Consider the following 26,201-nt stretch of genomic DNA (forward strand, 5'->3'; position numbering starts at 1 on the left):
TTTTATCATTAAAATCGTTTCCACACGCGGGGCAGGATGTCAGATAGCTCATGAGCGAGCAACGTATGAGCGGAGTGCTCGTCCGTCCAGAGCTCGGCGCACGCACCATGCAAATAGACCGCGTTTAATATGGCATGCTTTGGATCTTCATGGCAGCAGAGCATCCCCAATATCATGCCCGTCAGTGTGTCACCGGTTCCGCCCTTGGCGAGCGCCCCGTTTCCGGTTGGATTGAGCCAGCAGTCTCCCTCAGGAAACGCGATGACGGTTTGGTTTCCTTTTAACACAATGACAGTCTGCAGCTGAGCCGCCCATTCCTTTGCATATTCCGCTCTTTTTTTCTGCAATTCGTTCACGGGCACCCCTGTCATTCGGGAAAACTCGCCCGGATGCGGCGTGAGGATGACGGGGGCCTCCCGTTTCGGATATGTGCGCTTCGCCAGCGCTCCGGCATCCAAAATAACAGGACAATCAGCCGTAAGCACATGATCGACTGCCTGCTGTACGCTTTCCGTTTGCGGAAGGCCCGATCCGATGGCAATGGCCCGGTACGTCTCTTCAAGCTGAGCATCCGCCGCCTTTTTCCAGCCGTCACGCCAATAGGTCGCCTCGGGCAAAACAGGAACAATTAGCGGGATTACGCTTTCTGATGTACCGATGACAAGCTTGCCGAGACCGCTCCGCATGGCCCCAAGCCCTGCAAGCAGCGCCGCGCCCGGCATGTCGTCGCTTCCCGCCAGCAGCAAGGCCGTACCGTACGTGCCTTTATGGCTCTCGGCATCTCTTTCAGGGAGCGAGGCCCTCACATGCTCCTCCGTCCAAAATGGAACATTCATCTCTATCCCTCCTCTTCTTTCTCTTCCTATTTTTCCTGCACCTTTTCTTTTTCAAACAAAAAAGACAGCCTTTTAGGGCTGTCTTTTATTTTACAGGAACATCAAGGTGATACAGGCGGCGATATCGTTCGTTTGCAGCCAACAGCTCCTCATGGGTTCCTTCCATTTCCGTTTTGCCGTTTTCGAGAAATACGATTTTATCGGCTGCTTCCACTCCCGCGAGATGGTGTGTAATCCATAGAATCGTTTTTCCTTTCAGCACCTCAAACACCGTTTCCATCAATTCACGCTCAGTGACGGGGTCGAGGCCGACTGTTGGCTCATCAAGGATGATGATCGGCGTATCCTGCAGCAAGATCCGCGCAAGTGCGATCCGCTGGCGCTCTCCACCAGAAAAACGGATGCCCGTTTCCTGTACAGAGGTATGATATCCGTCAGGAAGCGACTCAATGTAGTCATGCAGCTTGACCTGCTTTGCGGCGCGGCGCACATCCTCGTCGCTTGCTTCTCCATTTCCGAGCCTGATGTTGTTCAAAATACTTGTATCAAACAGGTGCGGTTTTTGATTTAACACGGCCACCGCATCCGCAATCTGATCCTTTAACAACGCTGTCTCCACTCCGTTTAACGTTACAGAACCGGAGTCCGGTTTCAAGGCGCCCTCGATTAATGCAAGCGATGTTGATTTCCCAGAGCCGCTTCGGCCGAGCAGCGCCATTTTTTCTCCTTGGCGCAGCGTAAAGGAAAAGTTGTCAAGCACTTGGCTGCTGTTGTCATAAGAAAACGTCACATCACGAAAGGACAGGGTAACATCTTGGAGATCAAGCGTTTGTGCTCCTGATTCTGTTTGTGATGCCTCCGCCTGAGGAGCCACCCTGTTCATGCGTTTGATAGAATCCTGATAGCCCGGCACTTCGCCTAAGGCATCCGAAAGCGGCAAAAAGGCTTCCGTCAGCGGGAACACCACAAGCACAAAAGCGGCAATCATTGTTTTAGCGAGCTCGCCGTCCGCTTGCTGTCCTGCTGTCCAAAAGAGCATCAGCAAAATAAGGCCGGCGACAAGGCATTGCGCAGCAAAGTCCCGCCATCTTGTAAAGCGTTGTTTTTTCCGTTCAAGCTCAAACCAATCATGCTCCTCTTTTTCATACGCATCAATAAAAGCATGCCGGCGTCCGCTGAACATCCAATCGCTGACACCCATCACGGCATCTGTCAAACGGCTGTACAGCACATTCCGTCCGCTTTTCAGCTTCGCATTCCTCGCTCTCGTCACGAGCAAAGACACAACCGGAAACAATACAACAAGAACAAACAAATACAGCGCAATCAATATGGCAAACGGCCAAGAGAAGAAGCCGAGCGCTATCACTGACACAGCATACAGGAGCAAGGCTGAGATCGCAGGAAAAATCGTTTTTAAGAAAGCATCCTGCAAATGTTCAATATCCTCAGACAAAATGCCGAGCATATCCCCTGTGCGAAAACGGGAACGCAGCATCAAAGCACCCGGCTCAAGCATATTGTAAAGGCGGACGCGCATGTCAGATACGATTTTCAAAATGATGTGATGGCCGACGAGCCGTTCCATATATCGCGACACAGACCGTGCAATCCCAAAGGTTCGGACAGCGACAATCGGCACATAAATGAGCAGGATGTTTTCCGGCCTTGTCGCCGCTTTAGAAATCAAGAATCCTGAGGTGAACATGAGGAAAGCAGCAGAAAAAATCGTCACCGCGCCCAAAAAGATAACCAGAACGAACAGGCGGGCATTTTGCTTGATATACGGCAAAATCCATTCTTCTTTCTTCATGCTCTTTCCCCCAGTTGTGCCTTCACGAGTTTGGTGTACACACCGTTTTTCTTCAGCAGTTCATCGTGAGTCCCGATTTCCGCAACCCTGCCCCCGTCAAGCACGATAATTTCGTCCATATCGAGCATCCAGTGAAGGCGGTGAGTCGCGAGAAAGACGAGCTTATCCTCAAATAAATCCAGCATCGTTTCTTTTATTTCATATTCTGTTTCGATATCAAGATGGGCGGTCGGCTCATCCAGCAGCAGAATCGGGCGGTTTCCCAAAAAGGCGCGGGCCAGCGCGACACGCTGTGCTTGTCCGCCGCTGAGCGCCCGGCCGCCTTCCCCGATCCGCCCCTCTAATCCGTCAGGAAGCTTATCCACCAGCTCCGTCAGACCCGCCGCAGCAGCGGCACGGACTGTATCCTCTGCCGAAGCGCTTGGGTGGTAGAAGCGAATGTTATTGCTAAGCGTATCATCAAAAATGTACGGATGCTGAGGGATGTACAGAAGATTTTTCTGCCAGCTGCCGTCCTGCAAATGGGACCGGCTTGTGCCATTCACCTCAATCATCCCGCCATCCGGCTCTAAAAATCCGCCGAGGATATCAATTAATGTTGATTTTCCGGCACCGCTTGCACCGATAATGCCGATTTTTTTCTTACCTTTGAAAGACAGATCAATATCAGACACCGAACGGCCGACTGACACGCCTGACAGCTTCAGCTCATCCTGATCACCCCAAGCCTCGAGCTGAAGCGGCGTCTCTTCTTTAAAACCAGGCTGCGACAAAATCTCTTGAATGGTTTTTCCTGCTTCCTGGCCGTTCAGCGTTGCATGATAATCATTCCCCACTTCCCGCACCGGCAGAAAATACTCAGGCGCCAGAATAAGCGCCGTTAAAGCGGGACCAAGCAAAATATCGCCGTCAATCAGGCGCAGGCCCAGAAACACCGCGACTGTCGCCACCGACAGCATCGTGAAGAAATCGAGGGCGAATGATGATAAAAACGCCACCCGGAGTGTGCTCATTGTTGCTTTGCGATACCGCTCACTCACGTAGAAAATATTTTTGCTGTGTGACTTGCTCAAACCTAGGAAACGCAATGTCTCCAGCCCCCGAAGAGAATCAACAAAATGATTGGAAAGTCTCTGATAGGATTTCCACTGACGATCCGCTTTTCTCTGTGCGACAAGGCCAAGGAGAATCATAAAAATGATCAGAATCGGCATCGCTGCGACTAAAATGACGGCCGACGTACGATCCTGGAAAAACACATAAATGACAACCGCCGCAGGCACAATCGCCATACTGACCATTTTCGGCAGAAACAGCTCCAGGTAGCGGCGGAACTGGCTGATGCCTTCCATCGCCAGCGTCACCATTTGCCCCGTGCCCTCTTTCTTTGCAAAGCGGGGGCCTAAACGGAACAGCTGATCAAGAAAACTTTTTCTCAAATCTGCTCCTGTCCGGGCGGCATATTGATAGACGATTTTCTGGCGCGCCACCGTCACCCCGTGCCGGGCGATAAAAGCGATGAGGAAAAAGCCGATCACCGGAAAAAGGGAGGTAATGCTCTTCCCATTGAACAGTCCGGTTACGGCTTCACTCAGCCACTCTGCCTGCATAATAATAGCGGCTGTCTGAATCAGCGTTAAACAAGTAATCACGGTGAGAATCCGCTTCATTCCTTTATATCGAAACAGGTCTTTTCCCATTAATAAGTCATAGGCTCCTTATGGCTGACGCGCTTCCGGAAGACATAATAGCTCCAGATCTGGCTGCCGATGACGAACGGCAATAGCGTTAATGCTGCAATTGACATGACTTTAAGCGAATAATCACCGGAAGAAGCGTTAGCTACTGTTAAATCGTATGCGCTTTGAAGCGAGCTGACCATTACGCGAGGGAATAGGGAAATAAAGATCATTCCCACGGTCAGCGCAAGACCAGCGCCTGTCATCCCAAATGTCCAGCCGTCTTTTTTCTTACGGATAAATACAGCCGCGAGCATAAAGCAGATGACAATCAAAACAACGAGCGGAATGGTAATTTCTCCGCGGCGTGTAAACATGTCTGTCTGATACGCAGAAAGAGCCGCGAAGGCAAGAACCGCTACAAAAACAACACCCATTATCTTTTGTGCCATTTTCCGGGCGCGGTTTTGCAAATCACCAATCGTACGCAGCGTGATAAACATTAATCCGTGCTGGAAGCAAAGAAGTGTTACCGTCACACCGCCAAGTATAGAATATACATTGATATAATCAGATACATGTGCGTGAATGTTCATGTCGGCATCAATCGGCATTCCGCGGAATAATGTCGTAAACAGAACACCAAGCACAAACGGAGGAATCAGACTGCCGAAGAAAACGACCCAGTCCCAAACCTTTACCCATTTTAAATGATCCACCTTGCCGCGAAACTCAAACGCGACCCCGCGGCCCATTAACGCAAGCAGCACAATGACAAACGGAATGTAATAACCGCTAAGCATCGTTGCATACCAGTTTGGAAATGCCGCGAAAATGGCGCCTGCGCCAGTCAAAAGCCACACTTCATTCGCGTCCCAGAACGGCCCGATCGTGTTGATCAGCACTCTGCGTTCTAATTCATTATGGCCAAGAAAACGGGTCGCCATGCCGACCCCGAAATCAAAGCCTTCCAAAAAGAAGAATCCTACAAACAATACAGCAACGAGTATAAACCAAAGATCATGAAGAGATGCCATGGTATACCTCCTGACTAAATGGATCTGTTGATACAGGCACTTCATGATGATCATCATGCTCGGCACCTTTTTTAATCTCACGGATAAACAAGAAGACAAGCAGTGCGCCCAGAACCATGTACATCACACCGAATGCGATGATTGAGAATAACAGGGAGCCCGCTGTTACGTTAGGCGACACGGATTGAGCCGTTGTCATCAAGCCCATAACCGTCCAAGGCTGACGCCCGATTTCTGTCATAATCCAGCCCGCGGAGTTCGCAAGAAACGGGAAGGATATCAAAGCGATCATGATGCGCAAATACCATTTGCTGTTTTCAAGCTTTTTGCGGCGGTTCAGCCAAAGGCCGCCTAACGCTGCAAGAATCATGACAACGCCTGCGCCAACCATGATGCGGAAGCTCCAGAATGTCGTTTTGACCGGCGGAATATAGTCGCCTTTTCCGTATATTTTTTCGTACTCAGCCTGAAGTGTCTTCATCCCTTTGACACTTCCGCTGAATTTCTGATAAGCCAAGTAGCTCAAAGCATAAGGAACTTTGATCTCATTTGAGCTTTTTTCATTTTTTGTATCGATCGTCGCAAAAGCGGTCCAAGCAGCGGGATCACCGCTATCTTCCCACAGGCCTTCACTGGCAGCCATTTTCATCGGCTGTGATTCCATTAAATGCTCAGCCTGCATGTGTCCGCTAAGGCCGACGCCAAGACCGGCACAAAGACCGACAATCATTGCGAGTTTAAAAGATTGCTTAAAGAACGGCACTTCTTTTTTCTTCAATAGTTTAAAAGCACTCACTCCGGCAATAAAGAAAGCCCCGGTGGCAAGCGCACCGAAAATAACGTGCGGGAATTCAACCCAAAGCTGAGGGTTTGTGATCAGCGCGCCAAAGTCATTCATTTCCGCGCGGCCGTTTTTGATCGCAAAGCCGACTGGCTCCTGCATAAAGGAGTTTGCTGTTAAAATCCAGAAAGATGACATGATCGTTCCGAATGATACGAGCCATATGCAGAGAGCGTGAATTTTCTTCGGCAGGCGGTCCCAGCCAAATATCCATAATCCGATAAAAATAGATTCCATAAAAAACGCCAATAGGGCTTCAATCGCAAGCGGAGCGCCAAATACATCTCCGACAAAACGGGAGTAATCAGACCAGTTCAGTCCAAACTGGAATTCTTGCAAAATCCCCGTTACAACACCGACTGCGAAATTTATTAAGAATAAGTGTCCCCAAAACTTTGCCATTTTGAGATACAGCTCATTTTTCTTCACAAGATAAAGAGTCTCCATCAACGCAACCATAAACACAAGCCCGATAGACATCGGCACAAACAAGAAATGAAACAACGTTGTAGATGCAAATTGTATGCGGGCTAATACCAATTCACTCATGCTTTCTCCTCCATTTCCGGTTGAAACTGTTTATTTGCTCACCACTTCACAAATAGAACCAAAACTTTGATCAGCAATTCACAAAATAGACGAAAAAAATATTGTTCAATATTTCACAAATGTGTCAAAAAGTCGTCCAATATGATGCAAGATTGCTAGACTGACAAAATGACACAATCTCTGACTGGTTCATATTAAGTACTTTACAACGATTCATTTCAAAAATAAAGCCTAAAACACCTAAAAAGTCCCATACTATGTGTCGGTTTTTTGTCTATTTTGTTGCTTATTTATGTCGGCTGCTAGGATAAATGACCCTTTATCATCGTACATCAACACATCGTTCCTTGCGAACAAAATGCTCACACCCGCTTCAGCACTCAAGTCTCAGCATTCCGTCATAAACCGATTTTAGTCAGAATGCCTCTTTCCATTTAAACCGGCAAGAGGAGAAAAGCTGAATAGTAAATTTTTAATATATTAATAATTTCAATTTTTTAGTATACTTAACATAGTGAACAATTTCACTGCATCAAGAATAGGGGAGGTTTTTCAATGGGAGAGCTTCAAACACACATGCAATTGCAAACGGATACAATTCACGAAGGGGTTCGAAAAGAGAATTGGTTTGCGAAAGCCATGAATATAAAAGTAGGCATCATACCGCTTCCTGTGTATGCCTTGCTGTTTATATTAATCACTGTTTTTGTTATGCATCACGATGTAAAAAGTGACATTCTGACATCCATTGCCGTCATGGCGTTTTTCGGATTTACCTTTGCTCAAATCGGCAAATCGATACCGATTGTTCGGTCTATCGGCGGCCCGGCCATCCTAGCTACTTTCATTCCATCCGCTGTCGTGTACTATCACCTGCTGCCTAATGATATCGTCAAATCCACCACAGAATTTACAGAAAACTCAAACTTTCTTTATTTGTTTATCGCCGGTATTGTCGTCGGAAGCATCCTCGGCATGAAAAGAGAAACACTCGTAAAAGCATTTATGAAAATCTTTATTCCGCTTATTGTCGGTTCTGTCACAGCCGCTATTGTCGGACTGGCTGTCGGGACTTTGCTCGGACTCGGATTTCAGCATACCCTGCTATACATTGTCATTCCGATCATGGCTGGAGGAGTCGGAGAAGGTGCTATCCCGCTGTCCATTGGCTATTCTGACATCATGCCCATTTCTCAAGGGGAAGCGTTTGCACTTGTTCTCCCATCGATTATGCTGGGCAGCCTGTGCGCGATTATTCTAGCGGGCTTATTAAACAGAATTGGAAAGAAAAAACCGGAATGGACCGGAAACGGCAAAGTGGACCGCTCCGAAGAAGAGTCCCCTGCACTGGAGGAATCACAGAGCGGTCAGCACATGTTCAACCTTTCTTTATTTGCGTCAGGCGGTATCCTTGCTGTTTCTTTATACTTAGTCGGCATGCTCGCCCATGATTTTTTCGGATTTCCGGCACCCGTTGCCATGCTGTTACTGGCTGTTCTAATCAAGCTGTTCAGATTGGCGCCTGCCTCAATTGAAAATGGCGCGTTTGGAGTATCCCGCTTCTTTTCAACAGCTGTGACCTACCCGCTGCTCTTTGCGATCGGGGTATCCATGACGCCGTGGGACAAGCTTATCGCTGCTTTTAACCTCAGCAATATCATTACAATTCTGTCTGTCGTTGTGACCATGATGGCCGTCGGCTTCTTCACCGGAAAATGGCTGAACATGTATCCGATTGAAACCGCCATTATTAATGCATGCCATTCAGGGCAAGGCGGCACCGGTGACGTCGCTATTTTAAGCGCGGCGGAAAGGCTTGAGCTGATGCCGTTCGCCCAGGTGTCTACCCGCATCGGGGGAGCGATTACAGTATCCTTAACCTTATTGCTGCTGCACCAATTTTATTGATACACCTCGGAGCAAGTTCTTCGGAAAACGAAAGAGCTTGCTTTTTGCATGTCCGTGTTTTTGCAAGTTCCCATCCCATGCTATAGTAATAGTTGGAAATACTAGATAGAAAGGAATTTGGCATGCCTATGGGAACTCATCTATTTCTCTTTATGCTTCTCGGCCTGGGATTTTATTTGATATCAGCCCTGGCTGCAAAACTCATTCCGGCCATAGACTTCTGGATTGATATTGTGCTATGGGTCGGCGCTGCAGTTTACATCTTCTCTCATCTCTCATTCATGGACGGCATTGTCTCAATCGCGACAATGTTCTACTGCTATTGGACCGCAATGGATCTCATTGTTTCAGAGCGTGCGGAAAAACCTTCGGGAGACTGGCAGGAAATCGAGCTTGCCAAAAACAAAACACGCCTCCTGTCAGACATTACGCTGACCGCCATTGTGTTTGCCGGAGCTGTTATTTTTTTCATCTATGGACCTGACACAAGCCCTCTCAAATATGTGATCCTTCTCGGCATGATCTCCGGCGGAGGGGCACTGGTGAAGCGAATACTGAATGTTTTCAGCGTAAAGGTTTTTTATTCAGCAGCCTTAGAAAAATTGCATATCAGCTCACACTATGAAACCCGTACATATCCGCTTTCCGATTTGAAGGACATTCAGCTTGAATCTACGGCTGATCTCTTAAAGCTCCATCCGCTTATGACGATGTATTCATCACGTTTAGATTTGACAACAAGCTTTCAGCAAGTCATTAAACTGTCTCTTCCCGGCGAAACACTGTTTCTGACGGTGAAGGAACCGCAAAAATGGAAAACGATTTTCCGAGAATACACAGATGAAGAAATCAAAGTGGACAATGTGATTTCTGTTTTGCCGTTTTATCATAGAAAAAATGTGAAGCGGCTGCTCGGGAAGCTTTATTTTGCCGCCAGCGTAAAAGGGATATCCGCTTACGCCTTATTGGTGCTCGTGTTATACGCATTACACGCCTCTCCATGGGTCATGGCTGTTGCCGTGCTCCTGTATTGGGTATTCAACATGTACATGTCAGACCGTGTGTTGCGGGCGGCGATGGACGCCAAGCCCTGTCATCATCCGCATGTACAGACAGCGGCCGATAAGATTTTCCGCAAGGCCGGCATTTCTCATGTCCGCATATACGAAACGGAGAGTGATGATTACAACGGAATGGCTGTAGGCATGAACATCGGGAGGTCAATGGTCATCCTGACAAGCGCCACACTAACACTTCCGCTGCATGTCATCGAAGGCATTCTGGCTCATGAGGCGATTCATATTAAAAAACGTGATGTACTGTCATCACAGATTTTGCGTTTTCTCTATCTTGGAGCTGTCGTTGGGATTATCCTCTTGTTTGAGCAGCATATCATCCACCCCGAGGCCCACAAAATTGCGCTCTGGGCTTTCATTATGGCAATCATTGTCCTGTTTCAGCTCTATCAATCCTTTTGTTCACAATGGATGGAGGTGCGTGCTGACAACCTTGGCGCTTCCTTGCTGGAGGGCGGTTACAAACAAATGGCTGAAGCTTTGAGAATCTTGGCGGTTCGGCAGGATGAGGACATACAGAAACAAAGTGCCTATAGCGCTGAAGCAGATGAAGACGAGCTTCAAATTGACTCTCTCACCCGGGATAAAAGCTGGCTTTTCAGATTGATTGATTTTCAGTTCGCCCCTCATCCTCCTATGTATTGGCGTGTCGGCACTTTATTGTCAAACAAAGGACACGGGGTGCTGAAGCGTTGGCTCAGAGACCGCCTGAAAGAATCGATCACTTTGAAATGAAACCGGTCAGCGTTTCATCCGTATAACAAATATGGTGAAAAAAGGGAGTGACGAGAAGTGATTGTGATCATCTTATTGTTTATATCTATTATTGTTTTTCTTTCAGTCATTCAGCCGCAGCCATCGGAGCATAAAAGCCGCCAGCAGGCGGACAGCGGGTATTTAGGCTATTCAGATCATGGCTCACACCATGATGGATGCAGCAGTGACGGGGGTTTTAGCGATTCCGGATGTGGCGGCGGCGATTAAGCGCCGCCTTTTTTATTTCATTGATTCGACGTACGCGCCAAAAGCCGAGCCTGACATGCCTGGGGACACGCGCACACGATGGAGGGCATACATTCCCTGGTCTCTTGAAGCCGCGCCCGGTTCTGTCGTCACGCCCATTTGATAGCCTGTTTTTTCAGCGGTCTTCAGCGTCTCCTCATTGTAGCGCCCTACCGGATAGCTGATGATGGTGGTTTTCTGATGAAACATGTGGTCAAACAGTTTTTTTGAATCTGCCATCTCGCTTTGCTGCCGTTGAGGCGTTAACCCGTTCAGTTCAAGGTGGTCAATTGTATGGCTTTCAATCGATATGCCGTGCTGTGTCATTTCTTTCATTTGGTCCTCTGTCAGATGGTGCTTATGTCCGATCGATTTGCCGATCATAAAAATCGTCGCCTTCATCCCGTACTTTTTCAGCACCGGATACGCGTCTTGATAGTTGTCGGTGTAGCCGTCATCAAACGTAATTAGCACGCATTTCTCACTCGGCTTTTTATCCTGCGTCAGCATGAGATACGCCTCTTTTGGCGTTAATGTCTGATAGCCGTTATCGTGCAGCCACTTCATATGCGCTTCGAATTCTTTCTTTGGCACACGAAGGCTGTTTCCTGAGGAAATGCTGTGGTACATCAAAATCGGCAGCTTTGCCGGTGTCTCTGTTTTGATCCATCCGGCTGTATCGTCTTCTTTTTTCTGAACTTGTACTGCTTTTTCTTCCGGTTTCTTTTGTTCCGCTTTGGGCATCGTCTGCTCTGCATTCGCCTCTTGATCAGCGCAAGCCGCAAGAGCCAAGCAGCTTCCCAAAAGAAAGATGCTTAAGATAAAACGTTTCATCGGTTCCCTGCTTTCTGTCTATTTCTTCCTCCTTTTTCATCGGTCTGTTTCTGAGATTTTCAATAGCAAAAAACCGGACATGAAATCATGACCGGCTCACATTTAAGAAAACTGATTCAAAACCAGCGAGGTTAACAGGCCGAGTGCGGCGATTAAACCTGTCATCGGACCGCTGTCTTCGTACGCCTCAGGCATCATCGTTGAAGCAATCATCGCAATGATGCCTCCGCCCGCAAATGCTGCAATCGCTGACATGATTTCTTCAGAAGCGCCGTCGAGAAAGAAAAATCCTGACCATGAGGCAAGAATTGAAATCACGAGCACCGCGGCCCAAAGCAGCATAATTTTCGTTTTCGAGTACCCGCTGTTTTTCAGTCCTGCTGTACTAGACAGCCCTTCAGGGATGTTGCTGATAAAAATGGCGATCACCAAAAGAAAGCTGACCGATTGTTCTTCGAGAAGGCTGGCGCCAATCATAATCGATTCTGGGACAGCATCCATGATCGTGCCGATAAAAATGGCGATTCCGCCGCCGGCAGCTGTTTGTCCCGATCTTTTTCTTTGTGACGCGCCCCGTTTGGAAACCGCGTAGTCAAAAATCGTAAACACAACAGCTCCCGCAATAAATCCCGCGCCTGTCGACACGATTCCGCCCTCTGCTACTGCGTCCCCAAGAAGCTCATAAGCGGCCGCGCCTATTAATACACCTGTGCCAAAAGCCATAATATAGCCGATGATCTGTTTGCGAATCGGAAGAAACATGGACGCCAGCGCGCCCAGCAGTACAGCAGAGCCCGATATCCCGCCCCACATTGCCGCATTCCACATCTCTATCTCCCCTTTCTTACCAACCACTACCCGCTGCCGTTTTTTCCGTAAACCTCGCAAACAAAGAACAAAAAACCGGACATGTCTCCATGTCCGGTTTTGCTGATCTTATCGAATTCTCACTTCTGTCTCACTGTCAAAGAAATGGCCTTTATTCATATCAAATGCAACCGTCAGCTCATCGCCTGATTGAATATCGAGGCGGGCGTCGATCCGCGCAATAAAGTCTTGGTTGTCGATCTGCGAATAAATCATGATTTCTGAACCGAGCAGCTCTGCGACATTGATTTTTGCTTTAATCGAGGAGTTCTTATACGATTCCACGACAATCAATTCATCATGAATATCCTCAGGACGGATGCCGAAGATAACCTCTTTGCCGATGTAGCCTTTTTCACGCAGCACCTTCATTTTTCCTTCCGGCACGGTTAATGCCGCAGAACCGATTTTGATTAAGCCATCCGTGAGCTTTCCTTTGAAAAAGTTCATCGCCGGTGACCCGATAAAACCGCCGACAAAGACGTTTTCAGGAAACTCGTATACATCCTTCGGCGTCCCGATCTGCTGGATTTTCCCGTCTTTCATGACTACGATCCGTGTCGCCATCGTCAGGGCTTCTGTCTGGTCATGCGTCACATAAATCGTTGTGGTTTGCAGTCTCTGGTGGAGCTTAATGATTTCCGCCCGCATTTGCACCCTCAGCTTTGCGTCCAGGTTTGACAAAGGCTCATCCATCAGGAACACCTTTGCATCCCGCACGATTGCCCGCCCAAGCGCGACCCGCTGTCTCTGTCCTCCTGACAGCGCTTTCGGTTTACGGTGCAAATATTCCTCAAGCCCGAGAATTTTAGCGGCTTCCTCTACTCTTTTTTTAATTTCTGGCTTCGGCATTTTCCGAAGCTTCAGTCCGAACGCGATATTATCGTAGACCGTCATATGCGGATAGAGCGCGTAGTTTTGAAACACCATTGCGATATCCCTGTCCTTTGGCGCTACATCATTGACCCGTTTTCCTTCAATATAAAAATCGCCTTTCGAAATTTCTTCAAGTCCCGCGACCATCCGCAGCGTCGTTGACTTCCCGCAGCCGGACGGGCCGACGAATACGATAAATTCCTTATCGGCAATATGAAGGTTAAAGTCATCAACCGCCGGTTCCTTCTGATCATAAAATTTATAAATGTGCTCCATCCGCAATTCAGCCATCTAACATCCCCCTTTGTTATTGTAAACGCTTTCTTATATTGAGTGTAACAGCAATTTCCTCCCGCTAAAATGGGCAGCGTTCATAAAATCACCCAGCCCTTTTTCGTGCATATTTCCAATTTATTCTGAACTTTCACTTTGCAGGCAGATAAAATAGGCAAGAAGCGCGCCTTTGTACGATTTGATATCTATCCCTGACCGCTCAATAAATTTATCAATCCGATATTGCAGACTGTTGCGATGCAGATGCAGCTTTTTCGCTGTTAATGTGACGTTTGAGTTGTTTTCAATAAACAGCTTAATGGTCTTCCTTAGCTCAGATTCACTTCCAAATAAAAGCTCAGCTTCTTCAGAGAGCAGCGTTTTCAATTTTTCTTTTTCTGTTTCTAATAATAGAAAAGGAAAAATCATCTCAAAGGTCACACTCTGCACCTGAGGCAGCCGTTTTTCAGCAAACAGAAAATACGCCTGTTCACGAGCGTAATGTTTTCGCAGGCACTCATCCGGCTCGTAAAATCTTCCCGCGTAAAAACGGACACTGAAGTAGAAATCACTTTCAAGAACCTTAGCGAGCGATTCCAGTTCGTCCTTCTCCGCCGCCGCTTCACTTTCCTGCTCAACAATGACGCCTCTGTCCTCATGGATCCACACAATCACAAAAGACACCGGCCAAAAATGGCGTACCGCTTCCGTAAAGGACGTCCTTTCTATTTTGCCGAATAAATGAAAGTGAACAAACCTTGTCCGTTTCTTTATATTCGCCGGCAATTCTCCTCTTGAAAAAAGGAACGAAAACCACTTATTTTCCTCCACTGATTTCATAGACATTTGATTGCCCTCATCCGCAGCCGTCAAAAATGACTGCAGCACCAATACCTCTTTTTCGCTGATCTTTGTTTTCGGAATGGAGATGTACCTCTGACTGCTCTCATCAAAAAAACATAGACAGCCTTCCCTTATGCAAAGCTCCTCAGACACAATCGAACCGGGATAAATAGCCAGCAGCGATTTCATAGAGTCTCCTCTCTTATGTAAGGATCTGTATATTCAGTATAAGGCGAAATACACATGTTCTCCACTAAAAAAGAGTATATCCGGTATAGATAGACGAAAAACTGAAAGAAAACCTCATTCGTTTACATATTGGCGTCAGCGGAAATAGAAGAGGATATGCAGGGCCAAAAGGAGGGTCATCTTATGAGTTTCGAAACGTTAAACAAAAGTTTTATCAACGGAAAATGGACTGAGGGAGAAAGCGGACGTACGGAGGACATTTTGAATCCGTATGACCAGTCTGTGATCACAACAGCATCTTTGGCAACGGGCAAACAGCTGGAGGATGCGTTTGACATTGCACAGAAAGCCCAAAAAGAGTGGGCTAAAAGCACGACGGAAGACCGAAAAGCCGTGCTGCAAAAAGCGCGCGGCTATTTACAGGAAAACCGTGATGACATCATTATGATGATCGCTCGCGAAACTGGCGGAACGATTATGAAATCAACGATCGAACTGGAACAAACGATTGCCATTTTAGATGAAGCCATGACGTATACTGGTGAATTAGGCGGCGTCAAAGAAGTTCCATCCGACATTGAGGGGAAAATCAATAAGATTTACCGCCTTCCGCTCGGTGTCATTTCATCGATTTCTCCATTTAATTTTCCGATGAATTTATCTATGAGAACGATTGCGCCCGCGATTGCGCTGGGAAACAGCGTTGTTCACAAGCCTGATATCCAAACCGCTCTTTCCGGCGGAACCATCATTGCGAAAGCGTTTGAGCACGCTGGTCTTCCTGCCGGTGTCCTTAACGTCATGCTGGCGGATGTAAAGGAAATCGGGGACGGCATGCTCACCAATCCAATCCCGAGATTAATCAGCTTTACGGGATCAACAGCAGTCGGGCGCCACATCGGTGAAATCGCCGGTCGCGCCTTTAAACGGATGGCACTTGAGCTCGGCGGCAACAATCCATTTGCCGTCCTTTCAGATGCGGATGTCGATCGTGCTGTCGATGCCGCGATTTTCGGTAAATTTATTCACCAGGGACAAATCTGTATGATTATCAACAGGATCATCGTTCATCAGGATGTATACGATGAGTTTGTAGAAAAATTCACCTCCCGTGTCAAACAGCTTCCGTACGGCGATCAAACCGATCCGAAAACCGTTGTCGGCCCGCTGATTAACGAGCGCCAAATCGAGAAAGCGCTGGAGATCATTGAGCAGGCAAAGGCAGACGGCATAGAGCTTGCGGTTGAAGGAAAACGTGTCGGAAACGTACTCACGCCGTACGTCTTTGTCGGCGCGGACAACAACAGCAAAATTGCCCAAACGGAGCTGTTTGCCCCAATCGCAACCATTATCAAAGCCGGCAGCGATCAGGAAGCGATTGACATGGCAAATGATACCGAGTATGGCCTCAGCTCTGCGGTTTTCACTTCTGATTTAGAAAAAGGCGAAAAGCTCGCCCTGCAAATTGACAGCGGCATGACCCATGTCAACGACCAGTCCGTCAATGACTCGCCGAATATTGCCTTTGGCGGAAACAAAGCAAGCGGTGTCGGCCGCTTCGGCAATCCGTGGGTCGTCGAGGAATTTACCGTGACGAAATGGATTTCGATCCAGAAGCAATACCGCAAATATCCGTTCTAAACGAAAAAATCCCTCTGCTTCAAGTACAGAGGGATTTTTCTTTATTTTGATATATCCACAAATCCTTCGCCAAACACGTCGCGTACATCATGAACGATTACAAACGCCTTTTTGTCGCAGCTTCTAATGATTTTTTTCAGCATAGAAAGCTCCTGTTTGTTAATGACGATATACAAAATCTCCTTTGATTGGCCCGTATAATTTCCCTTCCCTGATAAAATTGTCACGCCCCGATCCATCAAGGTATTTACCTGCTCTGCAATCTCACTCTTATTTTCTGAAATGACCGTAATGGCTTTTTTCGTATTCAAACCTTCAATAATGAAGTCCATCACTTTCGTACCGATATACAGCATCACGATCGTAAACATCATCTTTTCCGCACCAATAATAAAATAAGAGCTAAATACCACGATTAAATCAAAAAACAAGAGCGCATAGCTGATATTCCAATCTAAATATTTATTAGCAATTCTGGCCAGAATCGCGGAACCTGCTGTCGTCCCGCCGACCCGGATAATCATGCCGATCCCGACTCCAGCAAATACACCTGCGAAAATCGTATTAATAATCAATTCATCAGACGGAATGCTCCACCCATGTGTCAGATGGAGAAAAAGTGAATTTGCCGCGACCGCAATGATCGTATAAACGGTTGTTTTTCCATCCAGAAACTTGTAGCCGATTAAAAGCAAAAACGCATTTAAGATAAAGTTCGTGACACCGGGAGACCATTGAAACAGATAATACAATATCAGCGTAATCCCAGTGACTCCGCCTTCCCCAAGATCATTGGGAATCGCAAATAAATTAACCGCAAGCGCGAAGAAAAAAGCGCCAATCACAAGCATAAGTACATCCAGCATTCTCTTTTTCATCACGAAAACACTCCTTCTCATAGTTCTGTTCTAGCAAATAAAAAAACCCAGGAGAACGCTCTCGAAAAAGAGCAGAAACTCCTGGGCTTTTATCCCACCGTGTCATAACAGCCAAGCTGCTATGTGTTTTCTCTCGGTCACAGTCCAATTTGCATTGCGGAACCCTAGAAAACCACTGTTTTTATCATATCCTTTTCACTTTCCAATATTAGCATTATACGGGACGGCTCGAATTGGTTCAAGGGGTATTTGCGGAGATTTCATCAGATAGACTGAAAGAAAAAACGATTTATCTATTAAAAAAGAGCAGATATAACCGATAAGAAAAAAAGCATATATTTTACAAGTAAATTTAACTATATATGATAATAACTATAAGAAATTCATAATTTTATATTGACTAAGTGAAATAATATGGGCATTATAGTACATATGTTTTGTACATTTAATTACATAGGAGGAAATGAAATGGCAGGAAAACTAGTACCCTGTAAAGCTTGCGGTCAAGAAATTGCAAAGGGTGTAAAAAAATGTCCTAACTGTGGTAAGGATCAACGTAACTTTTTTATGAGACATAAAATCATTACGTTTATTCTCGCAATTGTTGTCATCATTATTATCGGTAATATGATTGGCGGCGGAGGCGGTTCAGAAGCCACTTCCAAAACATCAAGCAGCAGCAAAGCAGAAACTGAAAAAACATACAATATCGGTGATACCGTAAAAACTGAAAAAACTGAAGTGACAGTTACGAAGGTAGAGGACAGAGATTCTGTCGGTACTCAATATATTGAAAAGAAAGCATCTGATGGTGGTACAATTGTAGCTGTTCAATATACAGTTAAAAACGTATCTAAAAAACCGATTAGCTCTTTTTCAATTCCAACTGTTAAATTAGTTGATGCTGATGGCACTTCTTATGATGCAGATATCGATGCTTCTTCAACCTATGCTACCGAGACAAAAGTTGACAACTCTAAAATATTAAGTGATCTAAATCCTAATATTAAAGTAACAGATGTGAAAGCATTTGAAGTGGACAAGGAAGCTTATGCAAAAGGAACTTGGAAACTCAAATTTAGTAATGATGTTATTGTAAAAGTCAAATAATAGCTAACAAGGGTGCCCTTAACAGGCACCCTTGTTCTTTAAAAAAGGCCTTCTCAATAGAGAAGGCCTCCTTTTTTATTCCGCACTCTTATACCCATTCACATTAGAAGACTGCCATCTCCAGGAATCAGCGCACATTTCCTCAAGGCCGCGTTTCGCTTCCCAGCCCAGTTCCCGCTTGGCTTTCGCAGGGTCTGCGAAGCAGGTGGCGATGTCTCCCGGGCGACGGTCCGCAAAACGGTACGGAACCTCTTTCCCTGACACTTTTTCAAAGGCTTTGACCATTTCAAGCACACTGTAGCCTGTGCCTGTTCCAAGGTTGTATGCATCGGCCCCAGTGGAGTTCAATACTTTTTCCAACGCTTTGACATGGCCTTCTGCGAGATCAACGACGTGAATATAATCGCGTACGCCTGTCCCATCTTTTGTCGGATAGTCATTTCCGAATACGCTTAATTGCTCAAGCTTGCCAACGGCTACCTGTGCCACATACGGCATGAGGTTATTCGGAATTCCGTTCGGGTCTTCACCGATCCGTCCGCTTGGATGGGCACCGAACGGATTAAAGTAACGAAGCAGCGCAACGCTCCACTCGTTGTCGGCTGTATGCAAATCACGCAATATTTGTTCCAGCATGAGCTTCGTCTGTCCATAAGGGTTTGTCGCGCCTAATGGAAAGTCTTCCGTAATCGGCGATATTTCCGGAACGCCGTACACTGTCGCAGATGAACTGAATACGATCTTCTTGACGCCGTATTTCTCCATGGACTCGCATAAAATAAACGTTCCTGTCAGATTGTTATGATAATATTTGAGCGGAATCGCAACAGATTCACCGACTGCTTTTAACCCCGCAAAATGAATCACAGCTTCGATTTCATTTTCAGCAAAAACGGAATCTACCGCTTCCCGGTCCAATAAATCCGCTTCGTAGAACGTTAAATCTTTTCCTGTAATCTCCTTTACACGGTTCAGCGCTTCAGCCGAACTGTTGGACAGATTATCAAGAACAACAATCTCGTAGCCGCTGTTCAATAGTTCAACACATGTGTGGCTGCCAATGTATCCGGCACCGCCAGTAACAAGTATTGCCATGATGTAAACCCTCCTAAAAAATGACCTGTTTTCATTATATAGTGTTTAGAACCGGTCCACATCCATTTTCAAGAAGTTTAATCGTTTATTAATAGTTTCTTCATATATTATCAGCATTTTCATACCTTTATGCAGCGCGAACAAGTCTAGCAGCTGAAAAATCAATCTGCCGGTTGACGTTTTTCTTTCCTATTTTCGCTATGCTTAATGCAGAAAGGATTTGATGACATGGCGATGAGCCCATCTATTTTGATTGTCTTTATTCTTATTGTTTTATCGATGTACAGGGAGAGAACTGTCAGACCCGGAAAGCTTCTGATCATTCCGCTGCTGCTCTTATGGGGCGTATCCGCATCGTTTCAGCCGGCGTATTTTCATTCCGTATTACATGTTGCGATCAGCGGCATTTTATTACTGATCGGGCTGGCCTGCGGGTTTGGCATTGGAAAGATGGTAAACGTGCGGATTCACCCGGAAACCGGAAAGGTCACTTCACGCGGCTCCCTTGGAAGTGTTATTCTCATTCTAGTGATACTTTCTTTGCGCATGGCCGCGAGAACATGGCTTCCTGAGAGCAACGAGATGTTTATTGCCATTATTCATTCTATGTTCTTCATTCCCCTCGGCACCATCACAGCCCGTAACATTATGCTTTATAAAGCATACAGACGGCTGACCGCTGGCAAAGTATCCATTCAATAACTGAAAGAAGGACCAGCATGAACGGACTATCTCCGGCTCGGCACTACAAGAAGCTTGTGCCGAGCCTTATTCTCATTTTGAATTGCATACAATTTTTATCTCATCCAGCCAAAGCCGACCCCATTTTGTTGGCATTTGTATTTGCGGTGTACTTAGCATTCATTTGGGTCATTCCCTATGTGGCATCCGCTGCTGTTCATTTGAGCATATTCGTCGGGCTTTGGCTCCTGACCGTTTTTCTTTGGGCTGTTTCCGGCCAAGAGCAGGGAGCCGCCTTTTTCTTACTCGTATTTTTAATGGTTTATGCGGCCATAAAGCTCCCTGCACGGCTGTCTTTGATCTTTACAGTGTGCCTAATTGGGGGCAATGTTTTCTTTTTGTATACTGTTTTTGACACCAGCTGGGACGATATCGTCAGCAACATCTCGATCATGATCGGGTTGTACGTCCTCTTCTCCTCCATGCGTTTCAGACGAGAAGCGAGAAAGGAGGCTGAGCGAAATCATGCTGAATTGGCGAAAATGCATGTGCAGCTGGAGCATGCTCATCAAGAACTCCAGAAAGCGCATGCAGAGCTGCAGGAGGCATCTGTTCTTTCATTGAGGTACGCGGTCCTCGAGGAGCGTACAAGAATTGCCCGAGACATTCATGACAGCATCGGCCATGAGCTGACTTCTGTGATTGTTCAGCTCCAATCTCTTCCCTATATCCTCAAAAGCAGCGAGGAGGATTCAGAAAAAGTCATTCAAAATGTACTGAGTGTCGCCAGAGAATGCCTTCAAGAAGTACGGTCTGTCGTTCATCAAATGGGCCGAAGTGAATCGATGGTGGGACTTACCGCTTTGCGGGGGCTCATTCATCAAGTGGAGGAACGGAGCGGCTTGCATGTTTCTTTAGATACTGCCGGACTGTCAGAAGAGTCTTGGCCTCAAAACATAAGCGAAACGATTTACCGCATCTTGCAGGAAGCGCTGACCAATATCATTCGTCACGCCGACGCTTCTCATGCGGCGACTGTCATTTCTAACGACGAAACCCATCTCTATGTCACAATTATCGACGACGGACAATTCACCGGCAGCCTTACTTATGGATTTGGCCTGACAGGAATGAAAGAACGCGCTGAAAAAGCAGGCGGTTCCCTTACCTTTAGCGCCGTGCAGCCGAGCGGCCTGCAAATTGAGCTGTCATTGCCGCTCACGACAACGAATAAGGAGCAAAAAGATGAACAAAGATAAAATACGCGTCGCGCTTGCCGATGATCAGCCGCTTGTGCGTGAAGGCTTCCGGTACGTCATCAACGCCCAGACGGATATGACAGTTTCTGGCGAGGCCGGCGACGGTCACGATATTATAGCACTCGCAAAACAAACAAAACCTGACGTCATCCTCATGGATGTCCAGATGCCGCATTGCTCAGGCATCGAAGCGGCGAAAGACATCATGTCCGCCCTTCCAGATACAAAGATTGTCATTTTAACGACCTTTGACACGGAGGAATATGTATTTGAAGGCATCCGTGCAGGCGCAGTCGGCTATTTGCTGAAGGATACGCTTCCTGAAGAATTGATAGATGCGATTCGCGCTGCGGCCAAGGGCGAGGCGATTTTCCGCACAGTCACGGCCGCTAAAATTATTAGTGAGACATTTCGGGCGAAACAGCAAACTCATGTCGAAGAACTGGCAGAGCCGTTCACCAAAAGAGAGCTCGAGGTTCTTCAGCAAATGGCCTACGGGCTGAGAAATGAGGATATTGCTGAAAAGCTTTTCGTCAGTGAAAGCACTGTGAAAACCCACGTGCACCGCATCCTGCAAAAATGCAATGCCCAAGACCGGACACAGGCTGTCGTTTTTGCCATTCGAAACGGTATTGTGCAATAGAAATCTCTCAGCCCGCCATGATAAAATAAGACAAAGGAGATGATTGGAAATGAAAGATGAAATCATTGAACGGTTTACTACATATGTAAAAGTCGACACACAGTCCGATGAATCCGTTGACACCTGCCCTTCCACACCCGGCCAATTGACATTAGGAAACATGCTCGTTGATGAGTTGAAGTCCATCGGCATGCAGGATGCAGCCATTGATGAAAACGGCTATGTCATGGCGACGCTCCCCTCCAATACTGAAAAAGACGTGCCGACAATCGGCTTTCTCGCTCACGTCGACACCGCTACAGACTTTACCGGCAAAAACGTGAATCCGCAAATCATCGAAAGCTATGATGGTAATGACATCGTTCTTAACGAACAGCTGCAGGTCACCCTGTCACCTGATCAATTCCCTGAGCTGTCTGGCTATAAGGGCCACACACTCATCACCACAGACGGCACCACCCTTCTCGGCGCAGACAATAAGGCTGGTATCGCTGAAATCATGACGGCCATGGATTACCTCATCAAACACCCAGAAATCAAGCACGGCACAATCAGAGTCGCCTTTACGCCTGATGAAGAAATCGGAAGAGGACCGCACAAATTTGATGTGAAACGGTTCAATGCATCCTTTGCCTACACGGTTGACGGCGGCCCGCTCGGCGAGCTTGAATACGAAAGCTTCAATGCCGCTGCCGCGAAAATTACGATTAAAGGCAACAACGTACATCCCGGAACGGCAAAAGGGAAAATGATCAACTCTGCGAAAATCGCGATGAAGCTGAACAGCCTGCTGCCGGCAGACGAAGCGCCTGAATATACAGAAGGCTATGAAGGCTTCTACCATCTGCTGTCGATTCAAGGAGACGTAGAGGAAACAAAGCTTCACTACATTATCAGAGACTTTGACAAAGAGAACTTCCAAAGCAGAAAAGAAACAATGAAGCGCGCCGTTGAAGAACTTCAGAACGAATACGGGCAAGACCGGATTTTGCTGGATATGAACGACCAGTACTACAACATGAGAGAGAAAATTGAACCTGTCATCGAAATCGTCAACATTGCCAAGCAAGCGATGGAAAACCTCGGCATCGAACCGAAAATTTCCCCCATCCGCGGCGGCACCGATGGATCGCAGCTATCCTACATGGGACTTCCGACGCCAAACATCTTTACCGGCGGGGAAAACTTCCACGGCAAATTTGAATACATCTCAGCCGATAACATGGTCAAAGCCGTAAATGTCATCGTTGAGATTGCAAAGCTGTTTGAAGAGCAAGCGTAATGCCAAAAGCCAGTCCAAAAAAGGGCTGGTTTTTTTTTTATGTGAAAATGAAACATTTTAAACACGTCCTCCGTAAAACAAGTATCAACAAATGAGGAGGAAAAACAATGACAAAGCATGCAATTGCTGCAAAGAGCCTATTGAAAAAATGGATCATTTCCAGGCCGCTTAACACGCAAAAGAAATCCAGCCCATTTCAAAAAATCAGAAAAATGTTCAAACGCTTCTTCTGACCAGTCATCCAAATCCCCAAAACAAAATCCGCATTCTCTCGTACCGCCCAAATGCTCCGTAATTTGGGTTTTTTGTGTTCAATTCCGCAAAATAGGGTATAAACTAATTAAGAAAGATAACGGCATCCAAAAACAGGTAATTTGAATTACTTTAATTTAGGTTAAAAGTTATATAAAGGAATTCATTTTATCGTCGATAGTAACTATAGAACCAATCATCAACAAGAACAATCACCATAATGCAAGACTATTTTCAGGTCATCAGGTTAGACTGTTTTTGAGGGGCAGTTATTTATTTTTATTTGATTTAGAATTTTTTGAATACTTTTTGGCTTTTTATCCGTACAATAGAGAGTACCAAAACTTTTTTTGGGAGGTATGTAATATGATCCTATTTATTATCATCGCTTTATGCGGCTATCTTCTTTTTTCTTTCAGCAAGGACAATCGCCGCAAACCGCAAAAGACAAGCCCTCTTCCAGCAGCCGCATCTCATCACAACAACCTAATCGACCTTGACGCTATCCGCCAAAAACGCCGGATGCATCTTTCCTAATTCTATATTTCAAACGAAAAGGCTGCGGAATGACGCAGCCTTTTAAAATTATGTTGAGATAGAGCCTGAAACCTTTTTATCCTCTATCCGTAATTTCATACAAGGCAAATCCAAAAGGAGACTTCTGCAATGATCGGGTTATTTATGAAACAAAAAATGTTCTCATTTAAAGATGCATTCCACATTTATGACCGGGATGAACAAGAAATCTTCAAGGTGGAAGGGCGTTTTCTCTCGTTAGGGGACTCATTACAAATGACAGATTCATCCGGGAAAACGCTCGTTTCCATAGAACAAAAACTCATGTCTTTATTGCCGCGCTATGAGATTTCAATTGGCGGGAAAACAGTTTGTGAGGTAACGAAGAAAGTAACGTTTTTCAAACCGAAATTTGTGATTTCCGGCCTTAACTGGGAAATCGATGGTGACTTATGGAGGGATGAATTCCAGCTGACGGACAGGGAAAATGTCCGGATGTCAGTGAGCAAAAAGTGGCTCAGCTGGGGTGATTCCTATCATTTGCAGATTGCAAACGAGGAAGATGTTCTGATTTGCACTGCCATCGCGATCGTGCTTGATATGGTTTTATATAACGATGAAGATGAAAGTATTTTCTAAAAAGCATTGACAATTGATCCAAAAGTAATAATATTAAGATAATTGAAATTTAAATATGAAGTTGTACCTTATCAAGAGAGGTGGAGGGACTGGCCCTATGATACCCGGCAACCGCTGTTTCAAACAGAATGGTGCTAAATCCTTAAGAACATTGCGTTCTTGCAGATGAGGCGGAGATTTGATCGTTCAAGCTCTTCCTTACACAAAGGAAGAGCTTTTTACATGCTCAATATTTCAGAAAAAGAGGCGAATGACATGGTCCAACAAACGAATGTTACATGACAAAAAACAGAAAAACAACGCAAAGCACCTTTCCGCGCCGATCACGTCGGCAGTTTGCTTCGTTCCGCTACGGTGAAAGAAGTCCGGCAAAAAAAAGCGGCAGGTGAGATGACAGCGGAACAGCTTCGTGATATCGAAAATCAAGAAATCACCCGCATCGTGGAAAAACAAAAAGAAATCGGTCTTGAAGTGGTAACAGACGGGGAATTCCGCCGTTCCTGGTGGCATTATGACTTCCTGGAAGGACTTGACGGTGTGGAGCCGTTCATCCCGGCTGAGGGGATTCAGTTCCATAACGCGAAAACGAAAGCGCGCAGCATCAAAGTGACGGGAAAACTCGATTTTACGAGCCACCCAGCACTTGCTGATTATCAATTTTTACATGAAGTTGCCGGTGGCGCGACACCAAAGCTGACGATTCCAAGCCCGAATATGCTGTTTTTTGGCGAAAAGGCGGATAAAGGCATCTATAACGATCAAGAGGAATATTTTCATGATTTGGCCCAAGCGTACAAAAAGGCAATCAAAGCCTTCTATGATGTTGGCTGCCGTTATCTCCAGCTTGATGATACGTCATGGTCTCTCTTCTTTGAGGAAAAAGGCAGAGAGGTTGTCCGGGCGCTCGGAGGCGATCCAGAAACATTGCCCGCCTTGTTTGCCAAAACGATTAACGATGCAGTGGCAGACCGGCCTGATGATTTAACGATCACAATGCACATTTGCCGCGGCAACTTCCGCTCAACCTGGGCGGCATCGGGAGGGTACGACGCTGTAGCGGAAACGATTTTGGACGGCTTAAACCTTGACGGCCTGTTCTTGGAATACGATGATGACCGCTCCGGAAACTTCGATCCGCTCCGTTTTGTGAAACGCAAGGATCTGCAAATCGTGCTTGGCTTGATCACATCGAAATACGGCGAGCTTGAAAATCCAGAGGATGTGAAACGCCGTATCAATGAAGCGGCGCGTTTTGTCAGCTTAGACCAGCTTTGCCTCAGCCCGCAGTGCGGTTTCGCCTCTACAGAAGAAGGCAATCTTTTGACAGAGGAACAGCAATGGGCCAAGCTTCGCCATGTCATCGACATCGCCAACGATGTGTGGAGATAATCTATCATTGACAGAAATAGAAAATGTGTGAATAATAGATAATATCAGAAAATTTCATAAAAAGGTTTTCCTTATCAAGAGAGGTGGAGGGACTGGCCCTGCGATACCCGGCAACCGCTGTTTAACAGAATGGTGCTAAATCCTTTAGAGCAATGATTGCTCTTGAAGATAAGGTTGAGATTGTCACGCAAGC

General features: G+C 46.3%; 23 protein-coding genes, 1 pseudogene and 3 riboswitches. Of the genes and pseudogenes, 13 read left to right on the top strand and 11 right to left on the bottom strand.

Features of this window, described 5'->3' with window-relative positions:
* Nucleotides 1-8 precede the first annotated feature (8 nt).
* The 5 genes from C1T29_RS23255 to cydA form a co-directional block, all read right to left on the bottom strand.
* On the bottom strand, nt 9-836 hold the full coding sequence (locus C1T29_RS23255; RefSeq protein ID WP_103749213.1) for an NAD(P)H-hydrate dehydratase: 828 nt from the start codon (nt 834-836) through the stop codon (nt 9-11).
* 85 nt (nt 837-921) lie between these two features.
* Nucleotides 922-2,649, bottom strand: a complete 1,728-nt coding sequence (cydC, locus tag C1T29_RS23260) for a thiol reductant ABC exporter subunit CydC (RefSeq protein WP_103749212.1) — start codon at nt 2,647-2,649, stop codon at nt 922-924.
* Nucleotides 2,646-4,349 carry a thiol reductant ABC exporter subunit CydD gene (gene cydD / locus C1T29_RS23265; protein ID WP_103749211.1) on the bottom strand — a complete coding sequence of 568 codons (1,704 nt, stop codon included), beginning with the start codon at nt 4,347-4,349 and terminating at the stop codon, nt 2,646-2,648. Before cydD ends, cydC begins: the two co-directional genes overlap by 4 nt.
* Nucleotides 4,349-5,365, bottom strand: a complete 1,017-nt coding sequence (gene cydB, locus C1T29_RS23270; protein WP_069838425.1) for a cytochrome d ubiquinol oxidase subunit II — start codon at nt 5,363-5,365, stop codon at nt 4,349-4,351. The genes cydD and cydB overlap by 1 nt, the downstream gene beginning before the upstream one ends.
* Nucleotides 5,349-6,755 (bottom strand): cytochrome ubiquinol oxidase subunit I, encoded by a 1,407-nt coding sequence (cydA, locus tag C1T29_RS23275; RefSeq protein WP_103749210.1) that lies wholly within the window; start codon nt 6,753-6,755, stop codon nt 5,349-5,351. Before cydA ends, cydB begins: the two co-directional genes overlap by 17 nt.
* Before the next feature lie 555 nt (nt 6,756-7,310).
* Between cydA and cimH the strand changes: the two genes are divergently transcribed.
* The 3 genes from cimH (at nt 7,311) to C1T29_RS23290 (ending at nt 10,723) form a co-directional block, all read left to right on the top strand.
* Nucleotides 7,311-8,663 (top strand): citrate/malate transporter CimH, encoded by a 1,353-nt coding sequence (cimH, locus tag C1T29_RS23280; RefSeq protein ID WP_069150586.1) that lies wholly within the window; start codon nt 7,311-7,313, stop codon nt 8,661-8,663.
* 122 nt (nt 8,664-8,785) lie between these two features.
* Nucleotides 8,786-10,474: a M56 family metallopeptidase gene (locus tag C1T29_RS23285; protein WP_103749209.1), complete on the top strand. Its 1,689-nt coding sequence runs from the start codon at nt 8,786-8,788 to the stop codon at nt 10,472-10,474.
* Nucleotides 10,475-10,531: 57 nt separating this feature from the next.
* Entirely contained in the window at nt 10,532-10,723 is a 192-nt protein-coding gene (locus tag C1T29_RS23290; protein ID WP_103749208.1) for a hypothetical protein, read from the top strand.
* A gap of 12 nt (nt 10,724-10,735) precedes the next feature.
* Here C1T29_RS23290 and C1T29_RS23295 read toward each other — a convergent pair whose 3' ends face one another.
* The 4 genes from C1T29_RS23295 to C1T29_RS23310 form a co-directional block, all read right to left on the bottom strand.
* Nucleotides 10,736-11,575: a polysaccharide deacetylase family protein gene (locus tag C1T29_RS23295; protein WP_103749207.1), complete on the bottom strand. Its 840-nt coding sequence runs from the start codon at nt 11,573-11,575 to the stop codon at nt 10,736-10,738.
* A 102-nt stretch (nt 11,576-11,677) separates the two neighbouring features.
* Nucleotides 11,678-12,403, bottom strand: a complete 726-nt coding sequence (locus C1T29_RS23300) for a ZIP family metal transporter (protein WP_041521454.1) — start codon at nt 12,401-12,403, stop codon at nt 11,678-11,680.
* A gap of 108 nt (nt 12,404-12,511) precedes the next feature.
* Nucleotides 12,512-13,609, bottom strand: a complete 1,098-nt coding sequence (gene msmX / locus C1T29_RS23305; RefSeq protein WP_003242648.1) for a maltodextrin ABC transporter ATP-binding protein MsmX — start codon at nt 13,607-13,609, stop codon at nt 12,512-12,514.
* Between the two features lie 120 nt (nt 13,610-13,729).
* Nucleotides 13,730-14,623, bottom strand: a complete 894-nt coding sequence (locus tag C1T29_RS23310; RefSeq protein ID WP_095431077.1) for a PucR family transcriptional regulator — start codon at nt 14,621-14,623, stop codon at nt 13,730-13,732.
* 183 nt (nt 14,624-14,806) lie between these two features.
* Here C1T29_RS23310 and C1T29_RS23315 point away from each other — a divergent pair, with 183 nt between their 5' ends.
* Nucleotides 14,807-16,264 carry an aldehyde dehydrogenase family protein gene (locus C1T29_RS23315; protein WP_069838418.1) on the top strand — a complete coding sequence of 486 codons (1,458 nt, stop codon included), beginning with the start codon at nt 14,807-14,809 and terminating at the stop codon, nt 16,262-16,264.
* Nucleotides 16,265-16,305: 41 nt separating this feature from the next.
* On the opposite strand, the gene C1T29_RS23320 is transcribed toward C1T29_RS23315, so the two are convergent.
* Nucleotides 16,306-17,142, bottom strand: a complete 837-nt coding sequence (locus C1T29_RS23320; RefSeq protein WP_003242615.1) for a YitT family protein — start codon at nt 17,140-17,142, stop codon at nt 16,306-16,308.
* 76 nt (nt 17,143-17,218) lie between these two features.
* Nucleotides 17,219-17,321, bottom strand: a riboswitch (guanidine-I (ykkC/yxkD leader).
* A gap of 388 nt (nt 17,322-17,709) precedes the next feature.
* Between C1T29_RS23320 and C1T29_RS23325 the strand changes: the two genes are divergently transcribed.
* The gene (locus C1T29_RS23325) at nt 17,710-18,252 is read left to right on the top strand and encodes a DUF4352 domain-containing protein (protein WP_134975208.1); all 543 of its coding nucleotides are present in this window, start codon (nt 17,710-17,712) and stop codon (nt 18,250-18,252) included.
* 75 nt (nt 18,253-18,327) lie between these two features.
* Here the strand turns inward: C1T29_RS23325 and galE are convergent, their stop codons facing one another.
* Nucleotides 18,328-19,347, bottom strand: coding sequence for a UDP-glucose 4-epimerase GalE (gene galE / locus C1T29_RS23330; RefSeq protein ID WP_071582450.1), 1,020 nt, complete (start codon nt 19,345-19,347; stop codon nt 18,328-18,330).
* Nucleotides 19,348-19,575: 228 nt separating this feature from the next.
* Between galE and C1T29_RS23335 the strand changes: the two genes are divergently transcribed.
* The 8 genes and pseudogenes from C1T29_RS23335 to C1T29_RS23365 all read left to right on the top strand — a co-directional run bounded on the left by C1T29_RS23335 (nt 19,576) and on the right by C1T29_RS23365 (nt 26,008).
* Nucleotides 19,576-20,049 carry a CcdC protein domain-containing protein gene (locus C1T29_RS23335; RefSeq protein ID WP_071582451.1) on the top strand — a complete coding sequence of 158 codons (474 nt, stop codon included), beginning with the start codon at nt 19,576-19,578 and terminating at the stop codon, nt 20,047-20,049.
* A gap of 17 nt (nt 20,050-20,066) precedes the next feature.
* Nucleotides 20,067-21,287, top strand: a complete 1,221-nt coding sequence (locus C1T29_RS23340; protein ID WP_040081362.1) for a sensor histidine kinase — start codon at nt 20,067-20,069, stop codon at nt 21,285-21,287.
* Nucleotides 21,274-21,930, top strand: a complete 657-nt coding sequence (gene yxjL, locus C1T29_RS23345) for a two-component system response regulator YxJL (protein WP_069150595.1) — start codon at nt 21,274-21,276, stop codon at nt 21,928-21,930. The genes C1T29_RS23340 and yxjL overlap by 14 nt, the downstream gene beginning before the upstream one ends.
* Before the next feature lie 49 nt (nt 21,931-21,979).
* The gene (pepT, locus tag C1T29_RS23350; protein ID WP_103749206.1) at nt 21,980-23,212 is read left to right on the top strand and encodes a peptidase T; all 1,233 of its coding nucleotides are present in this window, start codon (nt 21,980-21,982) and stop codon (nt 23,210-23,212) included.
* 107 nt (nt 23,213-23,319) lie between these two features.
* Nucleotides 23,320-23,445, top strand: a complete 126-nt coding sequence (locus C1T29_RS25000) for a hypothetical protein (RefSeq protein WP_014665931.1) — start codon at nt 23,320-23,322, stop codon at nt 23,443-23,445.
* Between the two features lie 277 nt (nt 23,446-23,722).
* Nucleotides 23,723-24,001, top strand: a complete 279-nt coding sequence (locus C1T29_RS23355; RefSeq protein WP_103749205.1) for a hypothetical protein — start codon at nt 23,723-23,725, stop codon at nt 23,999-24,001.
* Between the two features lie 129 nt (nt 24,002-24,130).
* Entirely contained in the window at nt 24,131-24,619 is a 489-nt protein-coding gene (locus C1T29_RS23360; RefSeq protein WP_103749204.1) for an LURP-one-related/scramblase family protein, read from the top strand.
* 65 nt (nt 24,620-24,684) lie between these two features.
* A riboswitch (SAM riboswitch) is annotated at nt 24,685-24,791 on the top strand.
* An 83-nt stretch (nt 24,792-24,874) separates the two neighbouring features.
* Nucleotides 24,875-26,008: pseudogene (locus tag C1T29_RS23365) on the top strand (5-methyltetrahydropteroyltriglutamate--homocysteine S-methyltransferase).
* A 68-nt stretch (nt 26,009-26,076) separates the two neighbouring features.
* Nucleotides 26,077-26,183: riboswitch (SAM riboswitch) on the top strand.
* Nucleotides 26,184-26,201 lie beyond the last annotated feature (18 nt).

Source organism: Bacillus sp. MBGLi79, from assembly GCF_002953915.1.

What these genes read in the sequence shown, in the direction of transcription:
- cydD (WP_103749211.1), bottom strand. Translation starts at nt 4,349, where the DNA reads ATGGGAAAAGACCTGTTTCGATATAAAGGAATGAAGCGGATTCTCACC.
- C1T29_RS23360 (WP_103749204.1), top strand. Translation starts at nt 24,131, where the DNA reads ATGATCGGGTTATTTATGAAACAAAAAATGTTCTCATTTAAAGATGCA.
- cimH (WP_069150586.1), top strand. Translation starts at nt 7,311, where the DNA reads ATGGGAGAGCTTCAAACACACATGCAATTGCAAACGGATACAATTCAC.
- C1T29_RS23320 (WP_003242615.1), bottom strand. Translation starts at nt 17,142, where the DNA reads ATGAAAAAGAGAATGCTGGATGTACTTATGCTTGTGATTGGCGCTTTT.
- C1T29_RS23310 (WP_095431077.1), bottom strand. Translation starts at nt 14,623, where the DNA reads ATGAAATCGCTGCTGGCTATTTATCCCGGTTCGATTGTGTCTGAGGAG.
- C1T29_RS23315 (WP_069838418.1), top strand. Translation starts at nt 14,807, where the DNA reads ATGAGTTTCGAAACGTTAAACAAAAGTTTTATCAACGGAAAATGGACT.
- yxjL (WP_069150595.1), top strand. Translation starts at nt 21,274, where the DNA reads ATGAACAAAGATAAAATACGCGTCGCGCTTGCCGATGATCAGCCGCTT.
- C1T29_RS23300 (WP_041521454.1), bottom strand. Translation starts at nt 12,403, where the DNA reads ATGTGGAATGCGGCAATGTGGGGCGGGATATCGGGCTCTGCTGTACTG.
- C1T29_RS23285 (WP_103749209.1), top strand. Translation starts at nt 8,786, where the DNA reads ATGCCTATGGGAACTCATCTATTTCTCTTTATGCTTCTCGGCCTGGGA.
- galE (WP_071582450.1), bottom strand. Translation starts at nt 19,347, where the DNA reads ATGGCAATACTTGTTACTGGCGGTGCCGGATACATTGGCAGCCACACA.
- C1T29_RS23335 (WP_071582451.1), top strand. Translation starts at nt 19,576, where the DNA reads ATGGCGATGAGCCCATCTATTTTGATTGTCTTTATTCTTATTGTTTTA.
- C1T29_RS23255 (WP_103749213.1), bottom strand. Translation starts at nt 836, where the DNA reads ATGAATGTTCCATTTTGGACGGAGGAGCATGTGAGGGCCTCGCTCCCT.
- pepT (WP_103749206.1), top strand. Translation starts at nt 21,980, where the DNA reads ATGAAAGATGAAATCATTGAACGGTTTACTACATATGTAAAAGTCGAC.
- C1T29_RS23295 (WP_103749207.1), bottom strand. Translation starts at nt 11,575, where the DNA reads ATGAAACGTTTTATCTTAAGCATCTTTCTTTTGGGAAGCTGCTTGGCT.
- msmX (WP_003242648.1), bottom strand. Translation starts at nt 13,609, where the DNA reads ATGGCTGAATTGCGGATGGAGCACATTTATAAATTTTATGATCAGAAG.
- cydA (WP_103749210.1), bottom strand. Translation starts at nt 6,755, where the DNA reads ATGAGTGAATTGGTATTAGCCCGCATACAATTTGCATCTACAACGTTG.
- C1T29_RS25000 (WP_014665931.1), top strand. Translation starts at nt 23,320, where the DNA reads ATGACAAAGCATGCAATTGCTGCAAAGAGCCTATTGAAAAAATGGATC.
- cydC (WP_103749212.1), bottom strand. Translation starts at nt 2,649, where the DNA reads ATGAAGAAAGAAGAATGGATTTTGCCGTATATCAAGCAAAATGCCCGC.
- C1T29_RS23325 (WP_134975208.1), top strand. Translation starts at nt 17,710, where the DNA reads ATGAGACATAAAATCATTACGTTTATTCTCGCAATTGTTGTCATCATT.
- cydB (WP_069838425.1), bottom strand. Translation starts at nt 5,365, where the DNA reads ATGGCATCTCTTCATGATCTTTGGTTTATACTCGTTGCTGTATTGTTT.
- C1T29_RS23340 (WP_040081362.1), top strand. Translation starts at nt 20,067, where the DNA reads ATGAACGGACTATCTCCGGCTCGGCACTACAAGAAGCTTGTGCCGAGC.